General features: G+C 70.8%; 19 protein-coding genes. 9 read left to right on the top strand and 10 right to left on the bottom strand.

What is annotated here, in order from left to right; genetic code table 11:
• From VJS38_RS00120 to VJS38_RS00090, 7 genes are all read left to right on the top strand, one after another.
• On the top strand, positions 1 to 991 hold a 991-nt coding region (locus tag VJS38_RS00120; protein ID WP_414692390.1), incomplete at its 5' end, for a FecCD family ABC transporter permease.
• Positions 988 to 1,764: an ABC transporter ATP-binding protein gene (locus tag VJS38_RS00115; RefSeq protein ID WP_324086124.1), complete on the top strand. Its 777-nt coding sequence runs from the start codon at positions 988 to 990 to the stop codon at positions 1,762 to 1,764. The genes VJS38_RS00120 and VJS38_RS00115, both read left to right, overlap by 4 nt.
• The gene (gene cbiB / locus VJS38_RS00110) at positions 1,754 to 2,719 is read left to right on the top strand and encodes an adenosylcobinamide-phosphate synthase CbiB (RefSeq protein WP_324086123.1); all 966 of its coding nucleotides are present in this window, start codon (positions 1,754 to 1,756) and stop codon (positions 2,717 to 2,719) included. The genes VJS38_RS00115 and cbiB overlap by 11 nt, the downstream gene beginning before the upstream one ends.
• A complete protein-coding gene (locus VJS38_RS00105) occupies positions 2,707 to 4,176 on the top strand; it encodes a cobyric acid synthase (protein ID WP_324086122.1) in 1,470 nt (489 codons plus the stop codon). The genes cbiB and VJS38_RS00105 overlap by 13 nt, the downstream gene beginning before the upstream one ends.
• A complete protein-coding gene (gene cobT / locus VJS38_RS00100) occupies positions 4,173 to 5,222 on the top strand; it encodes a nicotinate-nucleotide--dimethylbenzimidazole phosphoribosyltransferase (RefSeq protein ID WP_324086121.1) in 1,050 nt (349 codons plus the stop codon). Before VJS38_RS00105 ends, cobT begins: the two co-directional genes overlap by 4 nt.
• Positions 5,223 to 5,233: 11 nt before the next feature.
• Positions 5,234 to 6,010: an adenosylcobinamide-GDP ribazoletransferase gene (locus tag VJS38_RS00095; RefSeq protein ID WP_324086120.1), complete on the top strand. Its 777-nt coding sequence runs from the start codon at positions 5,234 to 5,236 to the stop codon at positions 6,008 to 6,010.
• Positions 6,007 to 6,516, top strand: a complete 510-nt coding sequence (locus VJS38_RS00090) for a hypothetical protein (RefSeq protein WP_324086119.1) — start codon at positions 6,007 to 6,009, stop codon at positions 6,514 to 6,516. The genes VJS38_RS00095 and VJS38_RS00090 overlap by 4 nt, the downstream gene beginning before the upstream one ends.
• A gap of 3 nt (positions 6,517 to 6,519) precedes the next feature.
• Here the strand turns inward: VJS38_RS00090 and VJS38_RS00085 are convergent, their stop codons facing one another.
• The 3 genes from VJS38_RS00085 to VJS38_RS00075 form a co-directional block, all read right to left on the bottom strand.
• Positions 6,520 to 7,512, bottom strand: coding sequence for a pyruvate dehydrogenase complex E1 component subunit beta (locus VJS38_RS00085; protein WP_324086118.1), 993 nt, complete (start codon positions 7,510 to 7,512; stop codon positions 6,520 to 6,522).
• Positions 7,509 to 8,507, bottom strand: a complete 999-nt coding sequence (locus VJS38_RS00080) for a thiamine pyrophosphate-dependent dehydrogenase E1 component subunit alpha (protein ID WP_324086117.1) — start codon at positions 8,505 to 8,507, stop codon at positions 7,509 to 7,511. The genes VJS38_RS00085 and VJS38_RS00080 overlap by 4 nt, the downstream gene beginning before the upstream one ends.
• A 210-nt stretch (positions 8,508 to 8,717) precedes the next feature.
• Positions 8,718 to 10,901: a ComEC/Rec2 family competence protein gene (locus VJS38_RS00075; RefSeq protein ID WP_324086116.1), complete on the bottom strand. Its 2,184-nt coding sequence runs from the start codon at positions 10,899 to 10,901 to the stop codon at positions 8,718 to 8,720.
• 13 nt (positions 10,902 to 10,914) lie between these two features.
• Between VJS38_RS00075 and gltX the strand changes: the two genes are divergently transcribed.
• Together gltX and gltA are read left to right on the top strand one after the other, a co-directional pair.
• Complete coding sequence (gene gltX, locus VJS38_RS00070) at positions 10,915 to 12,336, top strand: glutamate--tRNA ligase (protein WP_324086115.1); 1,422 nt, start codon at positions 10,915 to 10,917, stop codon at positions 12,334 to 12,336.
• Positions 12,337 to 12,390: 54 nt separating this feature from the next.
• On the top strand, positions 12,391 to 13,671 hold the full coding sequence (gene gltA / locus VJS38_RS00065; RefSeq protein ID WP_324086114.1) for a citrate synthase: 1,281 nt from the start codon (positions 12,391 to 12,393) through the stop codon (positions 13,669 to 13,671).
• A gap of 72 nt (positions 13,672 to 13,743) precedes the next feature.
• Here gltA and lpxB read toward each other — a convergent pair whose 3' ends face one another.
• From lpxB to bamA, 7 genes are read right to left on the bottom strand one after another with little or no spacing between them, the layout of a single operon-like run.
• Entirely contained in the window at positions 13,744 to 14,940 is a 1,197-nt protein-coding gene (gene lpxB / locus VJS38_RS00060; protein WP_324086113.1) for a lipid-A-disaccharide synthase, read from the bottom strand.
• On the bottom strand, positions 14,940 to 15,776 hold the full coding sequence (lpxI, locus tag VJS38_RS00055) for a UDP-2,3-diacylglucosamine diphosphatase (protein ID WP_324086112.1): 837 nt from the start codon (positions 15,774 to 15,776) through the stop codon (positions 14,940 to 14,942). Before lpxI ends, lpxB begins: the two co-directional genes overlap by 1 nt.
• Positions 15,776 to 16,573 (bottom strand): acyl-ACP--UDP-N-acetylglucosamine O-acyltransferase, encoded by a 798-nt coding sequence (gene lpxA / locus VJS38_RS00050; protein WP_324086111.1) that lies wholly within the window; start codon positions 16,571 to 16,573, stop codon positions 15,776 to 15,778. The genes lpxI and lpxA overlap by 1 nt, the downstream gene beginning before the upstream one ends.
• A gap of 2 nt (positions 16,574 to 16,575) precedes the next feature.
• Complete coding sequence (fabZ, locus tag VJS38_RS00045; protein WP_324086110.1) at positions 16,576 to 17,046, bottom strand: 3-hydroxyacyl-ACP dehydratase FabZ; 471 nt, start codon at positions 17,044 to 17,046, stop codon at positions 16,576 to 16,578.
• Positions 17,043 to 18,059: a UDP-3-O-(3-hydroxymyristoyl)glucosamine N-acyltransferase gene (lpxD, locus tag VJS38_RS00040; RefSeq protein ID WP_324086109.1), complete on the bottom strand. Its 1,017-nt coding sequence runs from the start codon at positions 18,057 to 18,059 to the stop codon at positions 17,043 to 17,045. Before lpxD ends, fabZ begins: the two co-directional genes overlap by 4 nt.
• Before the next feature lie 33 nt (positions 18,060 to 18,092).
• On the bottom strand, positions 18,093 to 18,749 hold the full coding sequence (locus tag VJS38_RS00035) for an OmpH family outer membrane protein (RefSeq protein WP_324086108.1): 657 nt from the start codon (positions 18,747 to 18,749) through the stop codon (positions 18,093 to 18,095).
• 5 nt (positions 18,750 to 18,754) lie between these two features.
• Entirely contained in the window at positions 18,755 to 21,025 is a 2,271-nt protein-coding gene (bamA, locus tag VJS38_RS00030) for an outer membrane protein assembly factor BamA (RefSeq protein WP_324086125.1), read from the bottom strand.
• Between the last annotated feature and the right edge of the window lie 44 nt (positions 21,026 to 21,069).

The raw sequence follows: 21,069 nt of genomic DNA, 5'->3' as shown, positions 1-21,069 counted from the left end.
CCCCCAGGCCCTTCGCCGCCCGCCCCTGGCCTTCGGCGGCCTGATCCTGCTCCTCATGCTGTTGTCCGTGCTCTCGCTGGCCGCCGGCCGGGTCTGGACGCCGCTCAGCGCGCTCACCCACTGGGGCGCCGACCCGCGCTGGGTGGTGATCTTCCAGCTGCGGCTGCCGCGGACGCTCCTGGCGCTGCTGGTCGGCGCGGCGCTCGGCGCCTCGGGCGCAGCGCTGCAGGGCTATACGCGCAATCCGCTCGCCGACCCCAGCGTGCTCGGCATCTCGCCTTGTGCGTCCGTGGGCGCGGTGCTGGTGCTCTACTTCGGCCTGACGGCTCACTCGCCCTGGCTGCTGCCGCTCGGCGCCCTGATCGGCGCGGCCGCCGGCCTGGCGCTGCTGCTCGGCCTGGCCGGCTCCGGCTCCACCGTCGTCACCTTCGTGCTGGCGGGCATCGTCATCCAGACCATGGCGACCGCGGCCACGACTCTGGCGCTCAACCTTGCGCCGACCCCCTGGGCCGTCGACGAAATCGTCAGCTGGATGATGGGCGCGGTCGCCGACCGCAGCTTCGACGAGCTGAAGCTGGCGACGCCCTTCGTCGCCGCGGGCCTGGTGCTGTTGCTCAGCACCCGCCGCGCCCTTGACGCCCTGACGCTGGGCGAGGTGGGCGCGCAAGCCCTTGGCGTGGACCTCGCCGCGGTGCGCCTGCGGCTGGCGGCGGGCGTCTCGCTGGCGGTCGGGGCGAGCGTCGCGGTGACCGGCGTCATCAGCTTCGTCGGCCTGATCACGCCGCACCTGCTGCGCCCCTGGTTCGGCGCACGGCCCGGCGCGCTCATCGTGCCCAGCGCCATCGGCGGCGCGGTCCTGCTGCTGGCGGCCGACATCCTGGTGCGGCTGACGCCGGCGGCGGTGGAGATCCGGCTGGGCGCGGCGATGGCGGCGCTCGGCGGCCCCTTCTTCCTCGCCCTCCTGATCCGCATGCGCAGGCGCCTCACATGACCCAGCTCCTCGCCCACGACCTGGCCGTCCGGCTCGGCGGCCGCAGGCTGTTCGCGCGGCTGGGCGCCAGCTTCGAGCCCGGCCGCGTGAGCTGCATCGTAGGACCGAACGGCGCGGGCAAGTCGACCCTGATGGCCTGCCTCGCCGGCCTGCGCCGGCCCGACGCCGGCGAGGTCAGGCTCGGCGATGCTGCGATCCTGAAGTTGGCCGCCGCCGCCCGCGCCCGCCGCATCGGCTTCCTGCCGCAGACGCCGGAGATCGCTTGGCCGATCGAGGTCGAGACGCTGGTCGGGCTCGGCCGCATCCCGCATCATTCCAGTGGAAGCTCGCCCGCGGATCGTGCGGCGATCGCCGCCGCCATGCAGGCCACCGCCGTCGCGGAGTTCGCAGGCCGGCGCGTCGACAGCCTCTCCGGCGGCGAACGGGCGCGCGTGCTGATCGCCCGCGCGCTGGCCGGCGAGCCGGAGTGGCTGCTGGCGGACGAGCCGCTGACCGGCCTCGACCCCGGCCACCAGATGGACGCCTGCGGGCTGTTCCGCCGGCTCGCGCACCAGGCGGGGCTCGGCGTGGTGCTCACCCTGCACGACCTGCCGCTGGCGCTGCGGCTGGCGGACAGGATCCTGGTCTTGGCCGAGGGCGCCCTGATCGCCAGCGGCGCGCCCGCCGAGACCCTGACCCCAGAGATCATTCGCCGCGCCTATGGCGTCGACGCGCGCCTCGTCGCCGGCCACGGCGGTCCGCTGCTGGAGCTCATCGGACGCCATGCCGCTTGAGGCGGCCATCTCCAGCTGGCCCGGTCCGGCCGGCGCGCTGGGCGGCCTGGTGGCGGAAGCGGCCCTGGGCTACCCCGCCGCCCTGCACCGGCGCCTGCCGCATCCGGTGGTCTGGATCGGCGGCGCCATCTCCGCCCTGGAGCTCTGCTGGAACAAGGCGGGCCGCAGCGCGGCGATGCGGCGCACGCTGGGCGCCGCGACCATGGTCCTTGTCGCCGGCGCCGCCGGCCTCGCCGGCTGGCTGCTTCAGGGCGTCTTCGAGGGTCGGCCCTTCGGCCTCGTCGCCTTCGCCCTGGCCGCCTCGGTCGGGCTCGCCCAGCGCAGCCTTTACGACCATGTGGCGGCGGTGCGTGCGGCGCTCGACGCCGGTGACCTGCCCGCAGGGCGCAAGGCGGTCGGCATGATCGTCGGCCGCGACGTCGAGCAGCTCGGCGCCGGCCAGGTCGCCGCAGCGGCTTTGGAGAGCCTCGCCGAGAGCTTCAACGACGGCGTCGTCGCCCCCGCCTTCTGGCTGGCGCTGGGCGGCCTGCCCGGCCTCTTTGTCTACAAGGCGGTCAACACCGGCGACAGCCTGATCGGCCACAGGGAGCTGCGCTGGCGCGCCTTCGGCTGGGCCGCGGCGCGGGCGGACGACCTGATGAACCTGATCCCCGCCAGGCTCGCCGGCCTCATGATCTGCCTGGCCGCGGCGGGCGGCCTGAAGGTCATGCTGCGCGACGCGCGCCGCCACGCTTCGCCCAACGCCGGCTGGCCCGAGGCGGCGATGGCGGGCGCGCTCAAGGTGCGGCTGGGCGGTCCTGCACGCTACGACGGCGCGCTCGTCGAGCGGCCGCGGTTCGGCGATGGCCGCCCACCTCAGGCGTCGGACCTCGGCCGTGGCCTGCGCCTCTACCTCAAGGGCTGCGCCCTGCTCTGGATCCTGATGGCCGCCGGAGCGCTCGCATGGCCGCGCTGATGCTGCAGGGCTGCGGCTCCGACGTCGGTAAGTCGGTGCTGGTCGCCGGCCTCTGCCGGCTGTTCGCCAATCGCGGCCTGGCCGTGCGGCCCTTCAAGCCGCAGAACATGTCCAATAACGCCGCGGTCACCACCGACGGCGGCGAGATCGGCCGCGCCCAGGCGCTGCAGGCCCTGGCCTGCCGTGCGGCCCCGACGGTCGACATGAACCCGGTGCTGATCAAGCCGCAGAGCGACCGCCGCGCCCAGGTCGTCGTCCGCGGCCGAATGCTGCGGACCCAGGACGCCGCGACCTACCAGGGCCGCAAGGGCGAGCTGCTGGGCGTCGTGCTCGACAGCTATCGTCGGCTCGCGGCGGAGTGCGACCTTGTCCTGGTGGAAGGCGCGGGCAGCCCGGCCGAGATCAACCTGCGCGCCGGCGACATCGCCAACATGGGCTTCGCGCTGGCCGCCCGGGTCCCGGTCGTGCTGGTCGGCGACATCGACCGCGGCCATGTCATCGCCGCCCTGGCGGGCGCAAAAGCGGTTCTTGCGAAAGATGATCTAAATGCCATTCATGGCTTCATTATCAATAAGTTTCGTGGAGATCCTGAGCTCTTCACGGACGGCCGCCGGGCGATCGTCGAGCTGACGGGCTGGCCGGACCTTGGCATGGTCCCCTGGCTCGCCGCGGCCTCGCATCTTCCGGCCGAGGACGCGGTGACGCTCGAACGTCCGGGAGCGGCCGATGCCGTCCGCCGTCTGAAGATCATCGTTCCGATGCTGTCGCGGATCGCAAACTTCGACGACTTCGACCCGCTGCGCGCCGAGCCCGAGGTCGCGCTGACCTTCATCCCGCCCGGCCAGCCCATGCCCGGCGACGCCGACCTGGTCATCCTGCCGGGGACCAAGGCGACGCTGGCCGACCTCGCCTTCCTGCGCGCCCAGGGTTGGGACGTCGATCTCGCCGCCCATGTCCGACGCGGCGGCCGCGTGCTTGGGGTCTGCGGCGGCTATCAGATGCTCGGCCGCAGGATCGCCGACCCGCACGGAATCGAGGGACCGGCCGGAGAAGCCGCGGGCCTCGGCCTGCTGGACGTCGACACCGTGCTGACGACGCGCAAGACCCTGACGCACGTCGCCGCCGAAGGCTTCGGCGCGCGGCTCACGGGCTATGAGATGCACGTCGGCGTCACCACGGGCCCGGGTCTGCAGCACCCGTTCCTCCATCTCGACGGCGAAGGCGCGCACGGCGCATGCTCGCTCGACGGCCGGATCATGGGCGGCTACGTGCATGGCCTGTTCGAGGCGGGCGCCTTCCGGGCGGCCTTCCTCGGCCGGCTCGGCGCGCGCTCGAGGGCGCAGGATCACGGGGCCCGGGTGGACCAGGCGCTGGACGAGATCGCCGCCGAGCTGGCCCGCCATCTGGACATCGCAACGCTGGCGCGGATCGCCGGCCTGGAGACCCTGCCCACATGACCCTCGACGCCCGGACCTGGACCGCGCCCGCCCTGCCCGACCTCGACCAGGACGCGGCAGCAAAGCTTCGCCGCCTGATCGACGGGAAGGCCAAGCCGCTTGGCGCGCTCGGCCGGCTGGAGGAGCTGGCCGTCCAGCTGGGCGCCATCCAGGCGACGACCGCGCCGCGTGCCGAGCGCGCCACGATCCTGCTCTTCGCCGGCGACCATGGCATGGTCGAGGACGGCGTGTCGGCCTATCCCCAGGCGGTCACCGCGGCGATGGTGTCGACGATCCTGGACGGACGGGCGAGCATCAACGCCTTCGCCAGGACGGTCGGCGCGGAGGTGCGGGTGATCGACGCCGGCGTCGCGGCCGACCTTCCGAACCACCCGAACCTGCAGAACGCCAAGGTTCGCCCTGGCACCCGCAGCGCGGTGCGCGAGCCGGCGATGACCGCCGAGGAATGCATTCAGGCGCTCTCGGCCGGCGCCGAAGCCGCCAACCGCGCGATCATCGACGGGGCGGAGATCATCGCCCTGGGGGAGATGGGCATCGGCAACACCGCCGCGGCCAGTCTCCTGCTGCATCGCCTGGGCCCCGCGCCGCTGGAGGATTGCATCGGGCTGGGCGCCGGGCACGACGAAAAAGGCCTCGCTGGCAAGCACCGGGCCTTGGCCGCCGCGGTCGCGCGCTGGCCCGGTTATGGGCCCTTCGAGGTCCTGCGCCAGTTCGGCGGCCTGGAGATCGCCGGCATGGCGGGTGCGGCGCTCGCGGCGGCGGCGGCGAGGCGGCCGGTCGTCGTGGACGGCTTCATTTCCAGCGCCGCGATCCTGGCGGCCGTGCGCATGCAGCCCGACCTCCTGCCCTATTGCATCTTCGCCCACGGCTCGGCGGAGAAGGGCCACCGGCTGATGCTGGAACGGCTCGGCGCGAGGCCCCTTCTGGATCTCGGCATGCGGCTCGGCGAGGGCACGGGCGCAGCCCTCGCCCTGCCGATCCTGAAGTCCGCCGCCGCCATGGTGCGCGACGTCGCTTCGCTGGCCGAGGTGCTGGGCCAGGCATGATGCGCCGCGGCGTGATCGGCAGAGAGCTCGACCGCCTGGCCTGCGCGGCGCAGTTCCTGACGCGCCTGCCGATCCCAGGGCCCAAGGCCTGGTCGGACGATCTCCTGGCGCGCTCGGCGGGCTACTTTCCACTGGTCGGCCTGACCGTGGGCGGCCTCTGCGCGGCGGTCCTGCTGCTGGCGCGCCTGGCCTGGCCGACGGGCGTCCTGCCGGCGCTGCTGGCCGTCGCGGTCGGCGTGATGGTCACCGGCGGCTTCCACGAGGACGGGCTGGCGGACACCGCCGACGGGCTGGGGGGCGGCCATACGCGCGAACAGCGCCTGGCGATCATGAAGGACAGCCGGCTGGGCAGCTATGGGGCGCTGGCGCTAGGCCTCGTGCTGGCCGCGCGGATCGTTGCGCTCGCGCACGCCGGAGGCCCTTGGCGCGCCGCCGCCGTGCTATTCTGCGCCCACGGCCTCGGCCGCGCCGCAGCCGTCGTTGCGATGCACCTGATGCCTTACGCCGCCGAACCCGCCGCCTCGAAGCTGAAGCCGGTCGCCCGCGACGTGCGCGCCCACGAGGCGGCGATCGCCCTGCTGATCGCGTTTGCGCCGCTCTTGCTCCTGAACCCGGTCATCGCCGCCGCCGCGACGCTGGCCGGCGCCGCAGCCGCGCTCTGGCCGGCGCTGGCCGCGCGAGGGCTGATCAGCGGCTACACGGGGGACGTGCTGGGGGCGATCGAACAGGCGTTCGAGACCGCCTTCCTGCTGGGCGCGGCGGCCGTCATCGGGCTGGGCTGGACGTGAAGCTGATCGTCGGCCCGCTGGATCATGTGCCCGCCCTTTGCGAGGCGCATCGGCCGTCGCACCTGGTGAGCTGGCTTTCGCCGCCCGCGGAAGCGCCCGAGATCGCGCTCACCTTCCCCCCGGAGCGCCGGCTGCTGCTCGCCTCGCACGACGTGGCCTTCGAGGTCGAGGGCTACCAGGCGCCGAGCGACTACGACGTGGCTCGCCTGCTCGCCTTCGCCGCGGAGTGGGACGGGGCGCAGCCCCTGCTGGTGCACTGCTGGGCGGGCGTGAGCCGCTCCACAGCCGCCGCCTACGCCATCGCCTGCGCGCGCAGCCCGCGCCCCGAGCTCGAGCTTGCGCTGGCCCTGCGCAAGGCCTCGCCGGGCGCGACGCCGAACCCCTTGATCGTCGCCTTGGCCGACGCGCGCCTCGGGCGCGGAGGGCGGATGATCGCCTCGATCGCGCAGATAGGCAGGGGCGCCGAGGTGTTCCTCGGCGCGCCCTTTGAGCTCAGCCTGGACTGAAGCCTATTTCATCACCGACTCGACGGCGGCGACGACGTCGGCGGGCTGCACGAGGAAGGCGTCCTCGAGCACCTTGGCGAACGGCACCGGCGAATAGGGCGCGCCCAGCCGGCGGACCGGCGCCTTCAAGGCGCCGAACAGCTCTTCCTGGAGGGTCGCGGCGATCTCGGCGCCGACGCCGAACTGGCGGACGGCCTCGTGGACGATGACCGCGCGGCCGGTCTTGCAAACCGAGCTCAGCACCGTCTCCTTGTCCCACGGCGCGACCGTGCGCAGGTCGACGAGCTCGGCGGAGACGCCCTTTTCGGCGAGGGCGCCCAGCGCCTGGCGGGCCGTCAGCACCATCCCCGAATAGGAGATGATCGTTACGTCCGAGCCTTCCTGGATGACGTTGGCCTTGCCGAGCGGGATCGGGCCCTGGTCGTTCGGCACCTGGTCGGGGACGAACAGGGTGCGCATGTTCTGCACCAGCAGGCAGGGATCCGGATCGTCGATGCACGACAGCATCAGCCCCTTGTAGTCGGCCGGCGTCGACGGGGCGACGACCTTGATGCCGGCGGTGTGGGCGAACCAGGCCTCGTAGTGGTCGGCGTGCTGGCCGGCGGTCTGCGCGCCGGCGCCGGTCAAGGTGTAGATGGTGATCGGCACGGTGCTCTGGCCGCCGGACATGAACCTCAGCTTGGCGGCGTGGTTCACGATCATGTCCATGGCCACGGTCGTGAAGTTCATCAGCATGATCTCGGCGATCGGCTTGTAGCCGCCGAGCGCGGCGCCGATGGCCGCGCCCATGATCGCCTGCTCGGCGATCGGGGTCGACTTCACCCGATCGTCGCCGAAGCGGGTGGACAGGCCCTTGGTCGTACCGATGACGCCGCCGCCTTCACGGTCGGCCACATCCTCGCCCAGCAGGATGACCTTGGGGTCCTTCTCCATGGCCTCCGCGATCGCCGCATTGAGGGCCTGGATGCCGTTCATCTTGGTGGTGGCGCCGCTCATTGCGCGATCTCCGTGGCAAAGACGTCGCGACGCAGCTCGTCGACGGACGGAAACTCCTGGGCAAGGGCGTATTCGATGGCGTCCTCGACCTCGGCTTCGATGGCCTGCTGAATCTTGGCGAGCTGATCGTCGCTGGCGATCCCTTCGCGGATCAGGCGGGCGCGCAGGATCGGCAGCGGGTCCTTCTCCATCGCCGCGGCCTTCTCCTCCTTGGTCATGTACTTGTCGTCGTCGCCGAAGACGTGGCCGTGGAAGCGGAAGGTGATGCACTCCAGAAGCGTCGGCCCCTCCCCGTCACGGGCGCGGTCGATGGCCTCCCTGGCGGCGGCGTACATGGCGTCCGGATCGTTGCCGTCGACGGTGTAGCCCGGCATCCCGTAGCCGATGGCGCGCTTGGAGATCTGGTCCACCGAGGTGCAGTTCTCGTAGCGGGTGTGTTCGGCGAAGCGGTTGTTCTGGCAGACGAAGACCACCGGCAGCTTCCACAGCGAGGCCAGGTTCAGGGCTTCATGGAAGGCGCCGATGTTGCTCGCCCCGTCGCCGAAGTTGGCGACGCAGACCTTGCGGCTCTTGTCGAGCTTGTAGGCCCACGCCAGGCCGTTGGCGATCGGCATGGAGGAGCCGACGATGCCGGTGGTGACCATCACCCCGCTTTCCGGGTGGGTCAGGTGCATCGGGCCGCCCTTGCCCTTGCAGGCGCCGGTGGCGCGGCCGGCGATCTCGGCCCAGATCTGCCGGTAGGGCATGCCCTTGGCGACCATGTCGTGGATGCCGCGATAGATCGTGCAGATGGTGTCGTCGTCGTTCAGGTTCACCGAAAGCGCCGACGGGATCACCTCCTGCCCGCGGGTCGGATAGTACGGCATCTGCAGTCGGCCGCGCATGATGGTGCGGCGGGTGGCGTCGTCGTTGCGCTCGATGCGAAGCATGCGCCGATAGATGTCCAGCAGGATCTCCGGACTGGGCGTGGCTGTGTTTGCGCGCTGGGTCTGCATCGTCTCCCCCGGTCCTCCTCGGCATAGAATCCGCATGAACGGAAGGTCGCCATGACGCTTGCGGGCGGGCGTCCGCACGCCGTCAGCCCAAGGACCCGGCGCGACATTCCGATCAGTCGAACATCCCATAATGCGGCGGACCGACGCCTAAAAATGAACCATGCGGGCGAAGCTTTCCGCCCCGGCGATGAGTTCGTCGGCCGCCTCCGCCTAGCGCTGGTCCAGCCCCCAGGTCCAGGGACGCCGCCCGCGCAGGTCCTGCGCCCAGGCCACCCGCCAGCTTCCGTCCGGCTGTCGGTAGAGTTCGGCCGAGCCGCCGCGGGCGAAGTCGGCGCCCGTCAGCACCACGGGCGCCGCGCAGCTCGCCGGGCTGAAGTCGTTGCGCAGCACCACGACCTCCGCGCCGGCGCACAGCGCCTCCAGCCGTCCGGGCGGCAGCGGACGCTTCAGGTTCCAGGCGGCGGCGAGCCGGACCGGGGCTGCGGCGCTCGGCGCACAGCTCAGGTGGTCGCACTGATAGACGGCGTCGCGCGCCGCCTCGCGCTCGACGGGTTCGAGCCCTCGTCGCCTGGACCAGAGCTCCGCACCGAACAGCTTGACGTCGGGGCGGAAGAGGATCGCCTGTCCGCCGCTCCTGACCGCGACCGCCGCGCCGTCCGCCGCGACCCAGGCGTCCGGGACCGTGGGCTTGGGAACCAGCGTCACCGCCAGCGCGAACGGCAGTCCCGCCCAGCGCATCGGTCCGCGCCACAGGCAGACCCAGAGGAGGCCCAGGAAGCTGGCCGGCAGGGTCCAGGCCGGACCGCTCGCCACGACCACCTGGGCGAAGGGCGCATGGGCCGCGGCCTCGGCGACGCGGTTGGTGAGGGCGATGGCGAAGCCCGCCAGGCGCAGCGGCCATGCCTCCAGCCCGAACGGCGTCAGGACTGCGCCGACCGCGAGGCCCGGCATCATCAAGAGCGAGGAGATCGGCTCGACGACCAGGTTGGAGACCAGGCCCCAGGTCGAGATCCGGTTGAAGTGCTGCATGGCGAAGGGTGCGGTCGCCAGGCCCGCGACGAGGCTGATCGCCGCTGCGGCGGCGAACCAGGTCCCGGCGCCCTGGACCAGGCGGATCGGCCAGGGCGTGTTGATCTCGCGAACCGGCCGGGGCCAGACGCCGGCCAGCGCCACCAGCGCCGCGGTCGCGGCGAACGACATCTGGAAGCCCGGCTGAGTGACCGCCTCGGGCTGCAGGAGCAGGACCACGAAGGCCGCGACGGCGAGGGCGTGCAGGCTGATGGCCTGGCGGTCGACCAGGATCGCGCCGAAGGCGATGGCGGCGGTGACAGCGGAGCGGACCGCCGGCGGCGGCGCCCCGGAGAGCGCGAGGTAGGCTGACACCGCCGCCAGCGCCACGGCCGCGGCGGCCTTCTTGCCGTTGATCCGCAGCGCCAGCCAAGGCCAGGCGGCGATCAGCAGCCGAAGCCCGGCGAAGGTGAAGCCGCCGACGATCGCCATGTGCACGCCGGAGATCGAGATGATGTGCGCCAGGCCGGAGGCCCGCAGGTTGTCCACCTGCTCCTGCGGAATGAAGGCCGACTGGCCGGTCGCCATGGCGGCGGCGAGCCCGCCGGTCTCGGGTCCCAGCACGGCCACGATCCGTTGCGTCAGCGCCCAGCGCAGCCGGTTGAGGCCCATCGCCGTGCGCAGTCGCCACGGCGGCTCGCCTTCCGGCCTCCAAGACTGCGGCGCGCCGAGCGCGAAGCCGACACCGCCGACGCTGTCGAAGAAGGCGTCGCGGGCGAAGTCGTAGGCCCCCGGGCTCGCCGGGGGCGGAGGCGTGTTGATCATCGCCAGCAGGCTGATCGCATCGCCCGGCGCCGGGACCGCCGCCCCGTCGCGCAAGGTGACGCGCACGCGGATCGGCGTGGCCCTCGGCGCCAGATCGCCGATCCGGTAGGGCGCGATCAGCAGCCGCTGTCCGCCCTGCCCGGGCGCGGCCACGTCCACCACCCAGCCCTGCAGCCGCTGCGGCCGGGCGTCGGCGGAGGCGATCGGCGCCTTGACCCGCTCGACGCGGATCTTGGCGGCGGCGAAGCCGGCCAGGCCGCACGCGACCAGGACCAGCGCCGCTTTCGCCGGCCGCGAACCCATCCGCCGGGCGGCGATCATCGCGGCGGCGGCGGCCGCCAGCGCGAGCCAGGCAACCCCCGGCAACGGCTCGCGCAGGAGCGCGAAATAGACCGCCGCGCCGGAGCCGAACGCCACTGGCGTCCAGAGCTTCCAGCGCGCGCCCTGGACCCCGATCTGGCCGAAGATCCAGGCTCCGGCGGCCGGCAGGGTGGAAGGGTGGCGAATCCGCGTGCTAAGAGGCCCCGCCCAGCCGCCGCCGGCGGGCGCAACCTCATCCAAATCAGCCGCCTCTATGTCCGCCCCTTCGAACTTTGGCCGCCCTGTCGTCACCCGGATCGCCCCCTCGCCCACCGGCTCGATGCATATTGGCACGGCCCGCACGGCGCTTTTCAACTGGCTATACGCGCGCCACACCGGCGGGAAGTTCCTGCTGCGGATCGAGGACACCGACCGCGAGCGCTCCACCGAGGGCGCCGTGCAGGTGATCTTCGAGGGCCTCAAGTGGCTCGGCCTCGAGGCCGACGAGCCTGCGGTCTTTCAGTTCGCCCGCGCCGAGCGCCACCGCGAGGTGGTCCAGGCCCTGCTGGAGCGCGGCGAGGCCTATCGCGACTACATGACCGCCGAGGAGCTGGAAGCCGAGCGCGAGCGCGCCCGCGCCGAAGGCCGGGTGGTGCGCTCTCCCTGGCGCGACGCCTCCCCAGACGAGGCCCCCGGCCGCCCGTTCGCGGTGCGGCTGAAGAGCCCGCTCGATGGCGAGACGCTGATCGACGACCAGGTGAAGGGCCAGGTCCGCTTCCAGAACAACCAGCTCGACGACCTCATCCTGCTGCGTTCGGACGGCACGCCGACCTACAACCTCGCCGTGGTGGTCGACGACCACGACATGGGCGTCACCCACGTGATCCGCGGCGACGACCACCTGAACAACGCCGCGCGGCAGACCGGAATCTACCGGGCGATGGGCTGGGAGACGCCGGTCTGGGCGCACCTGCCGCTGATTCATGGCCCCGACGGGGCGAAGCTCTCCAAGCGGCACGGTGCCCAGGCGGTGGGCGAGTTCGCCGACATGGGCTACTTGCCCGAGGCCATGCGCAACTACCTGGCCAAGCTCGGCTGGGGCCACGGCGACGACGAGATCTTCTCCGACGCCCAGGCGATCAGCTGGTTCGACATCAAGGATGTGGTGGGCGCGCCGGCCCGGCTGGACTGGGCCAAGCTCAACCACCTCAACAATCATTACATCCGCGAGGCCGATCCGGCGCGGCTGACGCAGCTGGTCGCGGAAATCCACGAGAGCCGCGACTGGAAGCTGCGCGAAGCCGACCTTTCGGTGCTGCAGCGCAGCATTCCGCTCGTCCGCGACGGGGCCAAGACCGTGCTGGAGCTTGCCGACGCGACGGTCTTCGTCCTCAGGCAGCGCCCGCTGGAACTGCCCGAAAAAGCGCAAGCCCTGCTCACGGAAGAGACACGCGGGCGTCTTGCGCGGCTGAAAGACAGGCTGGCGAGGACGGAGGCTTGGGAGGTCGCGGCGCTTGAGGCGGAGATCCGCGGCTTTGCGGAATCCGAAGGCGTCGGCATCGGCAAGTTCGGCCAGGCGCTGCGCGCGGTGCTGTCCGGCGGCTCGCCGGCGCCGGATCTCGCCGGGACCTTGGTTTCGCTCGGGAAACACGAAAGCCTCGCCCGCCTTGACGATGTGCTTTCGCCGGCTTCGTAAACCGGCTAAAGGCGCGCTCAAACGAGCGTTACGTGTGAATTGAAAGGGGATGGCATGGGCGACACGGCGAAGGTCAGCATCGGCGCCAAGACCGTCGAGCTTCCGATCCTGACGGGTACGACCGGTCCGGACGTGGTCGACATCCGCAAGCTCTACGGCGAGACCGACGTCTTCACCTACGACCCGGGCTTCACCTCGACCGCCAGCTGCGAAAGCAAGATCACCTTCATCGACGGCGACGAGGGGATCTTGCTGCACCGCGGCTATCCGATCGACCAGCTGGCCGAGAACTCGAGCTTCCTGGAGGTCTGCTACCTGATGCTGCACGGCGAGCTGCCGAACGCGGCGCAGTTCACCGAGTTCGAGCACAACATCACCTACCACACGATGTTGCACGACCAGTTCGACAAGTTCTTCGGCGGCTTCCGGCGCGACGCCCATCCGATGGCGATCATGGTCGGCGCGGTCGGCGCGCTGTCGGCCTTCTACCACGACAGCACCAACATCAACGACCTCGCCCAGCGCGAGATCTCCTCGCACCGGCTGATCGCCAAGATGCCGACGATCGCGGCGCGCGCCTTCAAGTACTTCCGCGGCCAGCCCTTCGTCTATCCGCGCAACGAGCTGTCCTACGCCGAGAATTTCCTGCGCATGTGCTTCTCGGTCCCGGCCGAGGACTGGAAGCCGAACCCGGTCCTGACGCGCGCCATGGACCGCATCTTCATCCTGCACGCCGACCACGAACAGAACGCGTCGACCTCGACCGTCCGCCTCGCGGGGTCGTCGGGCGCCAACCCGTTCGCCTGCATCGCTGCCGGCATCGCCTGCCTCTGGGGCCCGAGCCACGGCGGCGCGAACGAGGAAGCGCTGAACATGCTGATGGAGATCGGCACGGTCGACCGCATCCCCGAGTACGTCCAGGGCGTGAAGGACCGCAAGTACCGGCTGATGGGCTTCGGCCACCGTGTCTACAAGAACTACGACCCGCGCGCGAAGGTCATGCAGAAGACCTGCCACGAGGTGCTGGCGGAGGTCGGCCACGCGGACGATCCGCTGCTGAAGGTGGCGATGGAGCTCGAGAAGATCGCGCTCAACGACCCCTACTTCGTGGAGCGCAAGCTCTATCCGAACGTGGATTTCTATTCGGGCATTACGCTGCGCGCCCTTGGCTTCCCGCCGGAGATGTTCACCGTGCTGTTCGCGCTCGCGCGGACGGTCGGCTGGATCGCCCAGTGGAAGGAAATGATCGAGGATCCGTCGCAGAAGATCGGCCGGCCGCGCCAGCTCTACACCGGGGCCGCGCACCGCGATTACGTGGCGATCGACAAGCGCTGACCGCAGCGTACAGAACGACGAAAGGCCCGCAGGCGACTGCGGGCCTTTTTCGTGTGCGCCTGGATGCTCGCCCTACGAGGAAGGTGTCGGCGAAGCCGTACTCCTTCGCGCCGCCAGCACCCGCAGCACCGCCTCGGCCGCAGCGTCGTCCGGGTCCGGCCCGCCGCGGCCCATCTTGTCGAGGGCGGCGTACTGGGCGCGGATCTGCGCCCGGCGCAGCGTCTCGTCGTCAAGCCGGCGCGCCACCTCCGCGGCGAGCGCTGGCCCGTTGCAGTCGTGCTGCAGCAGCTCCGGCGCGACCTCGGCGTCGGCGGCGATGTTGAAGAGGGTGACGAAGCGGGTCTGCACCAGTCGCTTGAGGATGGCGTAGGTCACCGGCCCGATCCGGTAGCCCACCACCATCGGCGCCCCGGCCAGGGCCATCTGGGTGGTCACCGTGCCGGAGCACGCCAGGGCCACCGTCGCGGCCTTCATCGCGTCGAGCTTTGGCCCCTCGCCCTCCACGACCTGGACGCGGTGGCGCCAGCCGGCGACCTGGCCCTTGACCATCTCGGCGACCGTGGGCGCCGCTGGGATCACCACGTGCAAGCCGGGCCGATCGGCCTTGAGCAGGTCGACGGCGTCTGCGAACGGCGGCAGCACCCGCTCGATCTCCGCCGGCCGGCTGCCCGGCAGGACCAGCAGGATCTGGTCGTCCGGCCCTGCGCCGATCTCCTCGCGCAGGCGCGCAGGGTCCGCCTGCGAGAAGTCGAGCGAGAGGGCGGAATTGCCAACGAAGGTCGTCTCCAGGCCCTCGGCCTCGAAATAGGGCGCGTCGAAGGCGTGGATCGAGAGCAGGTGGTCGACCGCCTGGGCGAGCGTTTTCGCCCGTCCGGGCCGCGTGGCCCAGACCTGTGGGCCGACGTACTTGACCAGCGGCAGGTTCGGATCGACCCGCCGCAGCCGCTGGGCGACCCGCAGAGTGAAGCCCCAGGAATCGATCAGCACTGCGACGTCCGGCCGCTCGCGGCCCGCGAGCGCCGCCGTCTGGCCCGCGCGCCGGACGACCCGCGGATAGGCCATCAGGCCTTCCAGCAACCCCAGGACCGACAGCTGCGCGATGTCGAACGGGCTCTCCACCCCTTCGGCCGCCATGCGCGAGCCGCCGACGCCGACGAATCGGACGCCTTCTCCCAGTCGGCGCTTGAGCGCGCGCGCGAGGCCCGCGCCGCGCTCGTCGCCGGAGGCCTCGGCGGCCACCAGCATGACGGTGAGCGGCCGCTCGTCCATCAGCGGGCCGGCTCCACGCCCAGGATGAAGAGGCCGAGCTCGTCGGCCAGGGCGACGAGCTCGGCCCGGTCCAGCACAAGCAGCCGCCCCGCTTCGCCGACGATGCCCGCCAGGCCCGCGTTTGCCGCGCCGCGGACGGTCGCCAGTCCCATGGTCGGCAGGTCGACGCGGGTTTCTTGAATGGGTTTGGGCGCCTTGGCCAGCACGCCGCGGCGGTCGCTGGCCTGGCCGCGCAACTCGCCGGGCAGTCCGGCGACGCGCACCAGCATGGCGTCCGTCCCCTCCTGGGCCTCGACCGCCAGCACCAGGCCGTCGCAGACCACGGCGCCCTGCCCGATATCCAGTCGGCCGATGGCGCGCGCGACCTCGAGCGCGCGTTCCGCGTCGGCCAGCTGTTCGGGCGTCGGCGCATGCCGGCCGAGCGGGCCTAACGGCAGGCTGAGCTCGCGCATCACCGTCTCGGCCCCTTCGACGCGGAAACCTTCCTTTTCGAACTCGCCCACCAGGAACCGCAGCAGAGCGTCGTCGCCCTTGCGGCCGGCCGCGATCGCCGCCGGCAGGGCCGCGAGCCCGCGCAGGTCGGGCGTCAGCTTGCTGAAGTCGGGCCGTGCGACGCGCCCGGCCAGGCACACCGCCTCGCAGGCGGCCCGCTTCAGCGTCTTGATGCACTTGCCAAGCTCGGCCAGGCCGATGTCGGCGCCGTCGAACCCGGCCAGCGCCGGCTCCGCAAAGCCCCTCAGCCGGATCACGAAGACCGGCCGGCCGGCGCGCCGGCAATGCTCGGCGATCTCGAGAGGCAGGCTGCCGCCCCCGGCGATCAGGCCGAGGCGGGTCATCAGACCTCGCGTTCGGGCAGGCAGAGCGGCCGGCTGGCGTCGGCGCGGATGAAGTCGATGATCTCCATCACCGCGGCCGCGGAGCCGTAGGTCTCCGCCGCGTCGGCAAGGCGCTCCTGGAAGGTGCCCTCCTCGGCGAACATCAACCGGTAGGCGGACCGCAGCTCGCTGATCGTCTCGCGCGAGAAGTTGCGGCGCTTGAGCCCCACGAGGTTCAGGCCCTCGAGGTGGGCGTGGTTGCCCCAGACCAGGCCATATGGGATGACATCCTTGGTCACCGCCGCCAGGCCGCCAATGAAGGCGTAGCGGCCGATGCGGCAATACTGGTGCACCGCCGCCAGGCCGCTCACCATCACGAAGTCGCCGACATGCACGTGGCCGCCCAGGGTCGCCGAGTGGGCGAGGATCACGTTGTCGCCGACCTCGCAGTCGTGGCCGACGTGCGACGTGGCCATGTACATTCCGTCGTCGCCGACCTGGGTCACGCCGCCGCCATCGGGCGTGCCGATATGCATGGTCACGTGCTCCCAGAGCTTGTTGCGGTCGCCGATCCGCAGCTCCGTCGGCTCGCCCTTGTAGGCGGTGTGGTGCGGCGGCCCGCCGAGGTTGGCGAAGTTGCGCACCGTGCAGTCGGCGCCGAGGGTGGTATGCCCCTCGATCACCACATGGGCCAGGACCTGGGTCCGCGGGCCTATCTTCACGTGCTCGCCGATGATCGAATAGGGCCCGACGCCGACCCCGTCCGCAAGCTCCGCGCCCTTGGCGACGATCGCCGTCGGATGGATCTCGACGCCCATGTTCAGGTCTCCACCACCATGGCGGCGAACTCGGCCTCGGCGGCGACCTTCTCGCCGACCAGGGCCCGGCCGCGGAACTTGAAGACGTCGCCGCGATGGCGCAGCACCTCGACGTGCATGCGGATCACATCGCCCGGCCGCACCGGCTGGCGGAAGCGGCAGTTGTCGACCGACATGAAAAGGATGGTCTTGCCGCGGGTGTCGACGTCCAGCGACTTCGACATCAGGACCGCCCCGGTCTGGGCCAGCGCCTCGACGATCAGCACGCCGGGCATTACCGGATAGCCGGGGAAGTGACCCTGGAAGAACGGCTCGTTGGCCGTCACGCACTTGATGCCGATGATCGACTCGTGCGGCCGGTACTCCTCCGCCCGGTCGACCAGCAGGAACGGATAACGGTGCGGAATGCGCGCCAGGATCTCGATGATGTCGATCTCGGCGGCGCCCTCGCCTGCCGGCGACTTCGAGCTCATTCACTTCCCCCTTCGCGGCGGACCGCGTGCTTCGTCAGCCACGCCGTCTCCCGCATCCACTGTCTGATCGGCCGGGCCGGAACCCCGCCCCAGGTCTCTCCGGGCGGCACGTCGTGCATCAGTCCGGCGGCCGCCGCGATCCGGGCGCCCGCGCCGATGACGAGGTGATCGGCGATCCCGGCCCGTCCGCCGAACTGGGCGCCGTCGCCGATCGTCACGCTGCCGGAGATGCCCGTGTGCGCGGCCATCACGCAGTTGCGCCCGACGCGGACGTTGTGGGCGATCTGCACCAGATTGTCGATCTTGGTGTTCTCGCCGATCACCGTGTCCTCGAACGCCCCACGGTCGACGCAGCTGTTGGCGCCGACGGTGACGCCGTCCTGCACGATCACCCGCCCCAGCTGCGGCAAGTCGACCAGGCCCGTGGGGCCGGCGGCGGCGCCGAAGCCCGCCTCGCCGATCACGGCGCCGGCGAGGATCTTCACGCGGTCGCCGATCAGGGCGAAGCCCAGGGTGACATTGGCCGAGATCTGGCAGTTGCGGCCAAGGGCGACGCCCGGCCCGATCACGGCGTTGGCGCCGATCTCGGTCCCCGCCCCCACCTGCACGCCCGGGCCCAGGACGACGCCCGGACCCAGCCGTACGCCGGCCTCGAGCCGCACGTCGGGCGCCACCTGCGTGTCGCCGAAGGGCCGCGGGCGGTGGAGCCGCTGGGCCGCGAGCGCATAGGCGCCCTGCGGCGTCGGCGTCACCAGGGCTGCGCAGCCCGCCGGCAGAGCGTCGGCGTCCTTGGCGGTGACGAAACAGCCGGCGGCCGACAGGGTGTCGAGCCCTTCGGCGCGGCGCCGGTCGGTCAGGAAGGTGACGCAGTCCGCCTCCGCCCGGCTGAGGATCGCCACCGCCTGGATCGGGCGATCGGCCGCGGCATGGTCGTGCAACACCGCCCCGGCGAGCTTGGCCAGCTTGCCGAGGGAAACGGACCCGAGGTTTTCGAAGAATCGCGGATCAGGCATGGTTCGGCTGCGGCGATCCGCCGATCCCTTGGCTTACTTGCGCTTCGCCGGGACCTGGGCCGGCGTCTGGGTGACCGGCGGCGCGCTCGCTTGAGCCTGCTGGTCGAGGCGCGTGCGGTCGAAGGCGAACTGGGTCAGCTTGCCGTTCAGGCTGGTCACGACGGCCGAGGTCAGGTCCATCGACGGATTGACCATGATCACCGAGCTGCGGTCGATCACCATGGCGCACTTCTGCTGCTCGGCGGCGGCGGCGATCAGCGGCTTCATCTCGTTGATCACGCGGCCGACGGCCTGCTGCTGGGTGGCCTGCAGTTCGCGCTCACGCAGCGCCGCCTTGCGCTCCAGCGCATTCTGGCGGACCTGCAGGGCGGCCACACGCTGTTCGAAGCTGTTCTGGTCGAGCGTCGCGCGCTGGCCTTCCAGCGTGCGGGCCTCGCTGTCGATGCCGGACTTCTCGCCGCCCAGCTCGGCCTGGGCCTGGGAGCCGATCTGCTGGAGGCGCTGGTCGACGTACTTGCCGACCGTCGAATTGCCGATCACGCCGTCGACGGAGACGACGCACAGGCCCGCGATCGGCGCGCCATAGGTCACCGAAGGCGCCGCAGCGGCGGTCTGCGCCAGCGCGGAGGAGCCGGAGGCGAGCACGGCGGCTCCGGCGCAGGCGGCGAGCGCGAAGGTCTTGATGGTCATGGGGTCTAGAACCTGGTTCCTGTGGAGAAACGGAAGAGTTCCGTTTTGTCGTAGTCTTCCTTTTTCAGCACTTGGCTGAAGTCGAAGCGGATCGGACCCATCGGCGAGCGCCAGAAGACGCTCAAGCCGGCCGAAGCGCGCAGTGCGTAGTTGTCGCGGATGTCGTAGTTGCCCAGCGCCGGCTGGGTCGGATCGATGACCTTGCCGTTCAGCGTCTTGTAGCGCGAATCCAGCCCGCCCAGGACGCCGAAGTCGGTGAACACCGCCGCCTGGATGCCGTACTGCTCGGGCAGGAAGGTCGGCACGGTCATCTCGACGGTGCCGATCGCATAGCCCTTGCCGCCCAGGGCGTCGCTGCGGCCGGCGGAGATGTCGCGCGGACCGATGCCGGCGGTCTCGAAGCCGCGGAAGCTGTCGCCGCCCTTGAAGAAGCGGTCGTTGATGCGCACCGCGTCGCCGCCCCAGCCATTGACGTAGCCGGCGGAGCCGACGGTCGAGAGGATCAGGTTCTTGGCGAAGCCGTGATACCAGCCGGCGTTGGCCTCGGTGCGGATGTACTTCACGTCGCCGCCGATGCCCGCGAAGTCCTGGTTGAACTGAAGATAGAAGCCGCGCGTGGGCTTGATCGGATCGTTCCGGTGGTCGGTGCGATAGCCGTAGCCGACCAGGGAGGTCAGGAAGTAGCCGCGCTGCGAGCAGAGCGACGAGCTGATCACCGTGCCCGAGCAAAGCGAGTCGCCCACGCTCACGTCGTCGGTGCGCAGGGTGTAGATCAGCGAGCCGCGGGAATTGAGGCTCAGCGGGAAGTTGAGGCGCAGGTTGGTGCCGAGGCTGGTGGTGCTGTAGGGCGCCGTCGAAATCCGCGTCAGGTCGTACTTGTAATAGTAGACGTCGATGCCGGCGGCGAGGTCGCGGCCGAGGAAGCGCGGCTCGGTGAAGCCGAGGTCGAGCTGCTGGCGAACCGAGCCGAGCGACAGGCGCGCGCGCACGTCCTCGCCGCGGCCGCGGAAGTTGCGCTGGGTCACGCCCAGGTCGACCACCACCTGGTCCACCGATGAGTAGCCGGCGCTGAACGAGAACTCGCCGGTCGGCTGCTCGGTGACCTTCACCTGCAGGTTGGTGCGGTCGGGCGCCGAGCCGGGCGTCTCGGTGATGTCGACGTCCTTGAAGTAGCCCAGCGCCTTGATCTGGTTCTTCGAGCGGTCGACCAGGGCGCGGTTGTACGGGTCGCCCTCGACCAGGTTCATTTCCCGCCGGATGACGTAGTCGAGGGTCTGGGTGTTGCCGACGATGTCGATCCGGTCGACGTAGACGCGCGGCCCTTCCTTCACCTCGAAGGTGACGTCGATCGTGCCGGTCTCGCGGTTGGGGGTGTAGCGCGGGCGCACGTCGACGAAGGCGAAGCCCGCCGCACCGGCGGCGAAGGTCAGCGCATCGGTCGCCTGCTCGATCTTCTGGTCCTCGTAGACCTGGCCCGTGCGGAACGGGATCAGCGCCTTCAGGACGTCGGGATTGAGCTTCTTCAGGTCGGTCTCGACATTGACCTTGCCGAACTTGAACTCGCGGCCTTCGTCGATGGTGAAGGTGATCGCGAAGCCGTTCTTGTCGGGGGCGAACTCCGCCACGGCCGAAGACACGCGGAAATCATAGAAGCCGCGGTTGCGGTAGAACTTCCGCAGCTGTTCGCGGTCGTACTCCAGCCGGTCCGGATCGTAGTTGGCGTTGCTGGAAAAGAACTTGTACCAGCGTGACTGCTCGGTCACGACGACGTCGCGCAGGTCGTTGTCCGAGAAGGCCTTGTTGCCGAGAAAGTTGACCCGCAGGATGCCGCTCTTCGGGCCCTCGTCGATCTTGAAGATCAGGTCGACGCGCTTCTGCGGCAGCTGAACGATCTGCGGCGTGACATTGGCCGAGATGCGGCCCGAGCGGCGATAGAGCTCGACGATGCGGGCCACGTCGCCCTGGACCTTCGAGCGGGTGAAGATGCCTCTGGGACGAACGGTGACTTCGTCCTTCAGCTTGTCTTCCTTCATGCTCTTGTTGCCCTCGAAGAGCACCCGGTTGATGATCGGGTTCTCCTCGACGCTGACCACCAGGGTCCCGTCGGCCTGCAGGTCGATCTTCACGTCGGCGAAAAGGTCGGTGCGGAACAGCGACTTCAGCGCCAGGTCGATCTTCGCCGGGTCGATCGTCTCCCCCGGCTGGATCGGCAGGTAGGAGATCACCGTCGCCGCTTCGATCCGCTCGTTGCCGCGCACTTCGATGCGCCGGACCACCCCTTGCGTCGCCGGGGGCGCCGCCGGAGCGCCTTCGGCGGGCT

Source organism: Phenylobacterium sp. (assembly GCF_035276905.1).
Classification (GTDB): Bacteria; Pseudomonadota; Alphaproteobacteria; order Caulobacterales; family Caulobacteraceae; genus Phenylobacterium.
This window is presented reverse-complemented; position numbering and strand designations above follow the sequence as displayed.

What these genes read in the sequence shown, in the direction of transcription:
- VJS38_RS00115 (WP_324086124.1), top strand. Translation starts at nt 988, where the DNA reads ATGACCCAGCTCCTCGCCCACGACCTGGCCGTCCGGCTCGGCGGCCGC.
- cbiB (WP_324086123.1), top strand. Translation starts at nt 1,754, where the DNA reads ATGCCGCTTGAGGCGGCCATCTCCAGCTGGCCCGGTCCGGCCGGCGCG.
- VJS38_RS00105 (WP_324086122.1), top strand. Translation starts at nt 2,707, where the DNA reads ATGGCCGCGCTGATGCTGCAGGGCTGCGGCTCCGACGTCGGTAAGTCG.
- cobT (WP_324086121.1), top strand. Translation starts at nt 4,173, where the DNA reads ATGACCCTCGACGCCCGGACCTGGACCGCGCCCGCCCTGCCCGACCTC.
- VJS38_RS00085 (WP_324086118.1), bottom strand. Translation starts at nt 7,512, where the DNA reads ATGAGCGGCGCCACCACCAAGATGAACGGCATCCAGGCCCTCAATGCG.
- VJS38_RS00080 (WP_324086117.1), bottom strand. Translation starts at nt 8,507, where the DNA reads ATGCAGACCCAGCGCGCAAACACAGCCACGCCCAGTCCGGAGATCCTG.
- gltX (WP_324086115.1), top strand. Translation starts at nt 10,915, where the DNA reads ATGTCCGCCCCTTCGAACTTTGGCCGCCCTGTCGTCACCCGGATCGCC.
- gltA (WP_324086114.1), top strand. Translation starts at nt 12,391, where the DNA reads ATGGGCGACACGGCGAAGGTCAGCATCGGCGCCAAGACCGTCGAGCTT.
- lpxB (WP_324086113.1), bottom strand. Translation starts at nt 14,940, where the DNA reads ATGGACGAGCGGCCGCTCACCGTCATGCTGGTGGCCGCCGAGGCCTCC.
- lpxI (WP_324086112.1), bottom strand. Translation starts at nt 15,776, where the DNA reads ATGACCCGCCTCGGCCTGATCGCCGGGGGCGGCAGCCTGCCTCTCGAG.
- lpxA (WP_324086111.1), bottom strand. Translation starts at nt 16,573, where the DNA reads ATGGGCGTCGAGATCCATCCGACGGCGATCGTCGCCAAGGGCGCGGAG.
- fabZ (WP_324086110.1), bottom strand. Translation starts at nt 17,046, where the DNA reads ATGAGCTCGAAGTCGCCGGCAGGCGAGGGCGCCGCCGAGATCGACATC.
- lpxD (WP_324086109.1), bottom strand. Translation starts at nt 18,059, where the DNA reads ATGCCTGATCCGCGATTCTTCGAAAACCTCGGGTCCGTTTCCCTCGGC.
- VJS38_RS00035 (WP_324086108.1), bottom strand. Translation starts at nt 18,749, where the DNA reads ATGACCATCAAGACCTTCGCGCTCGCCGCCTGCGCCGGAGCCGCCGTG.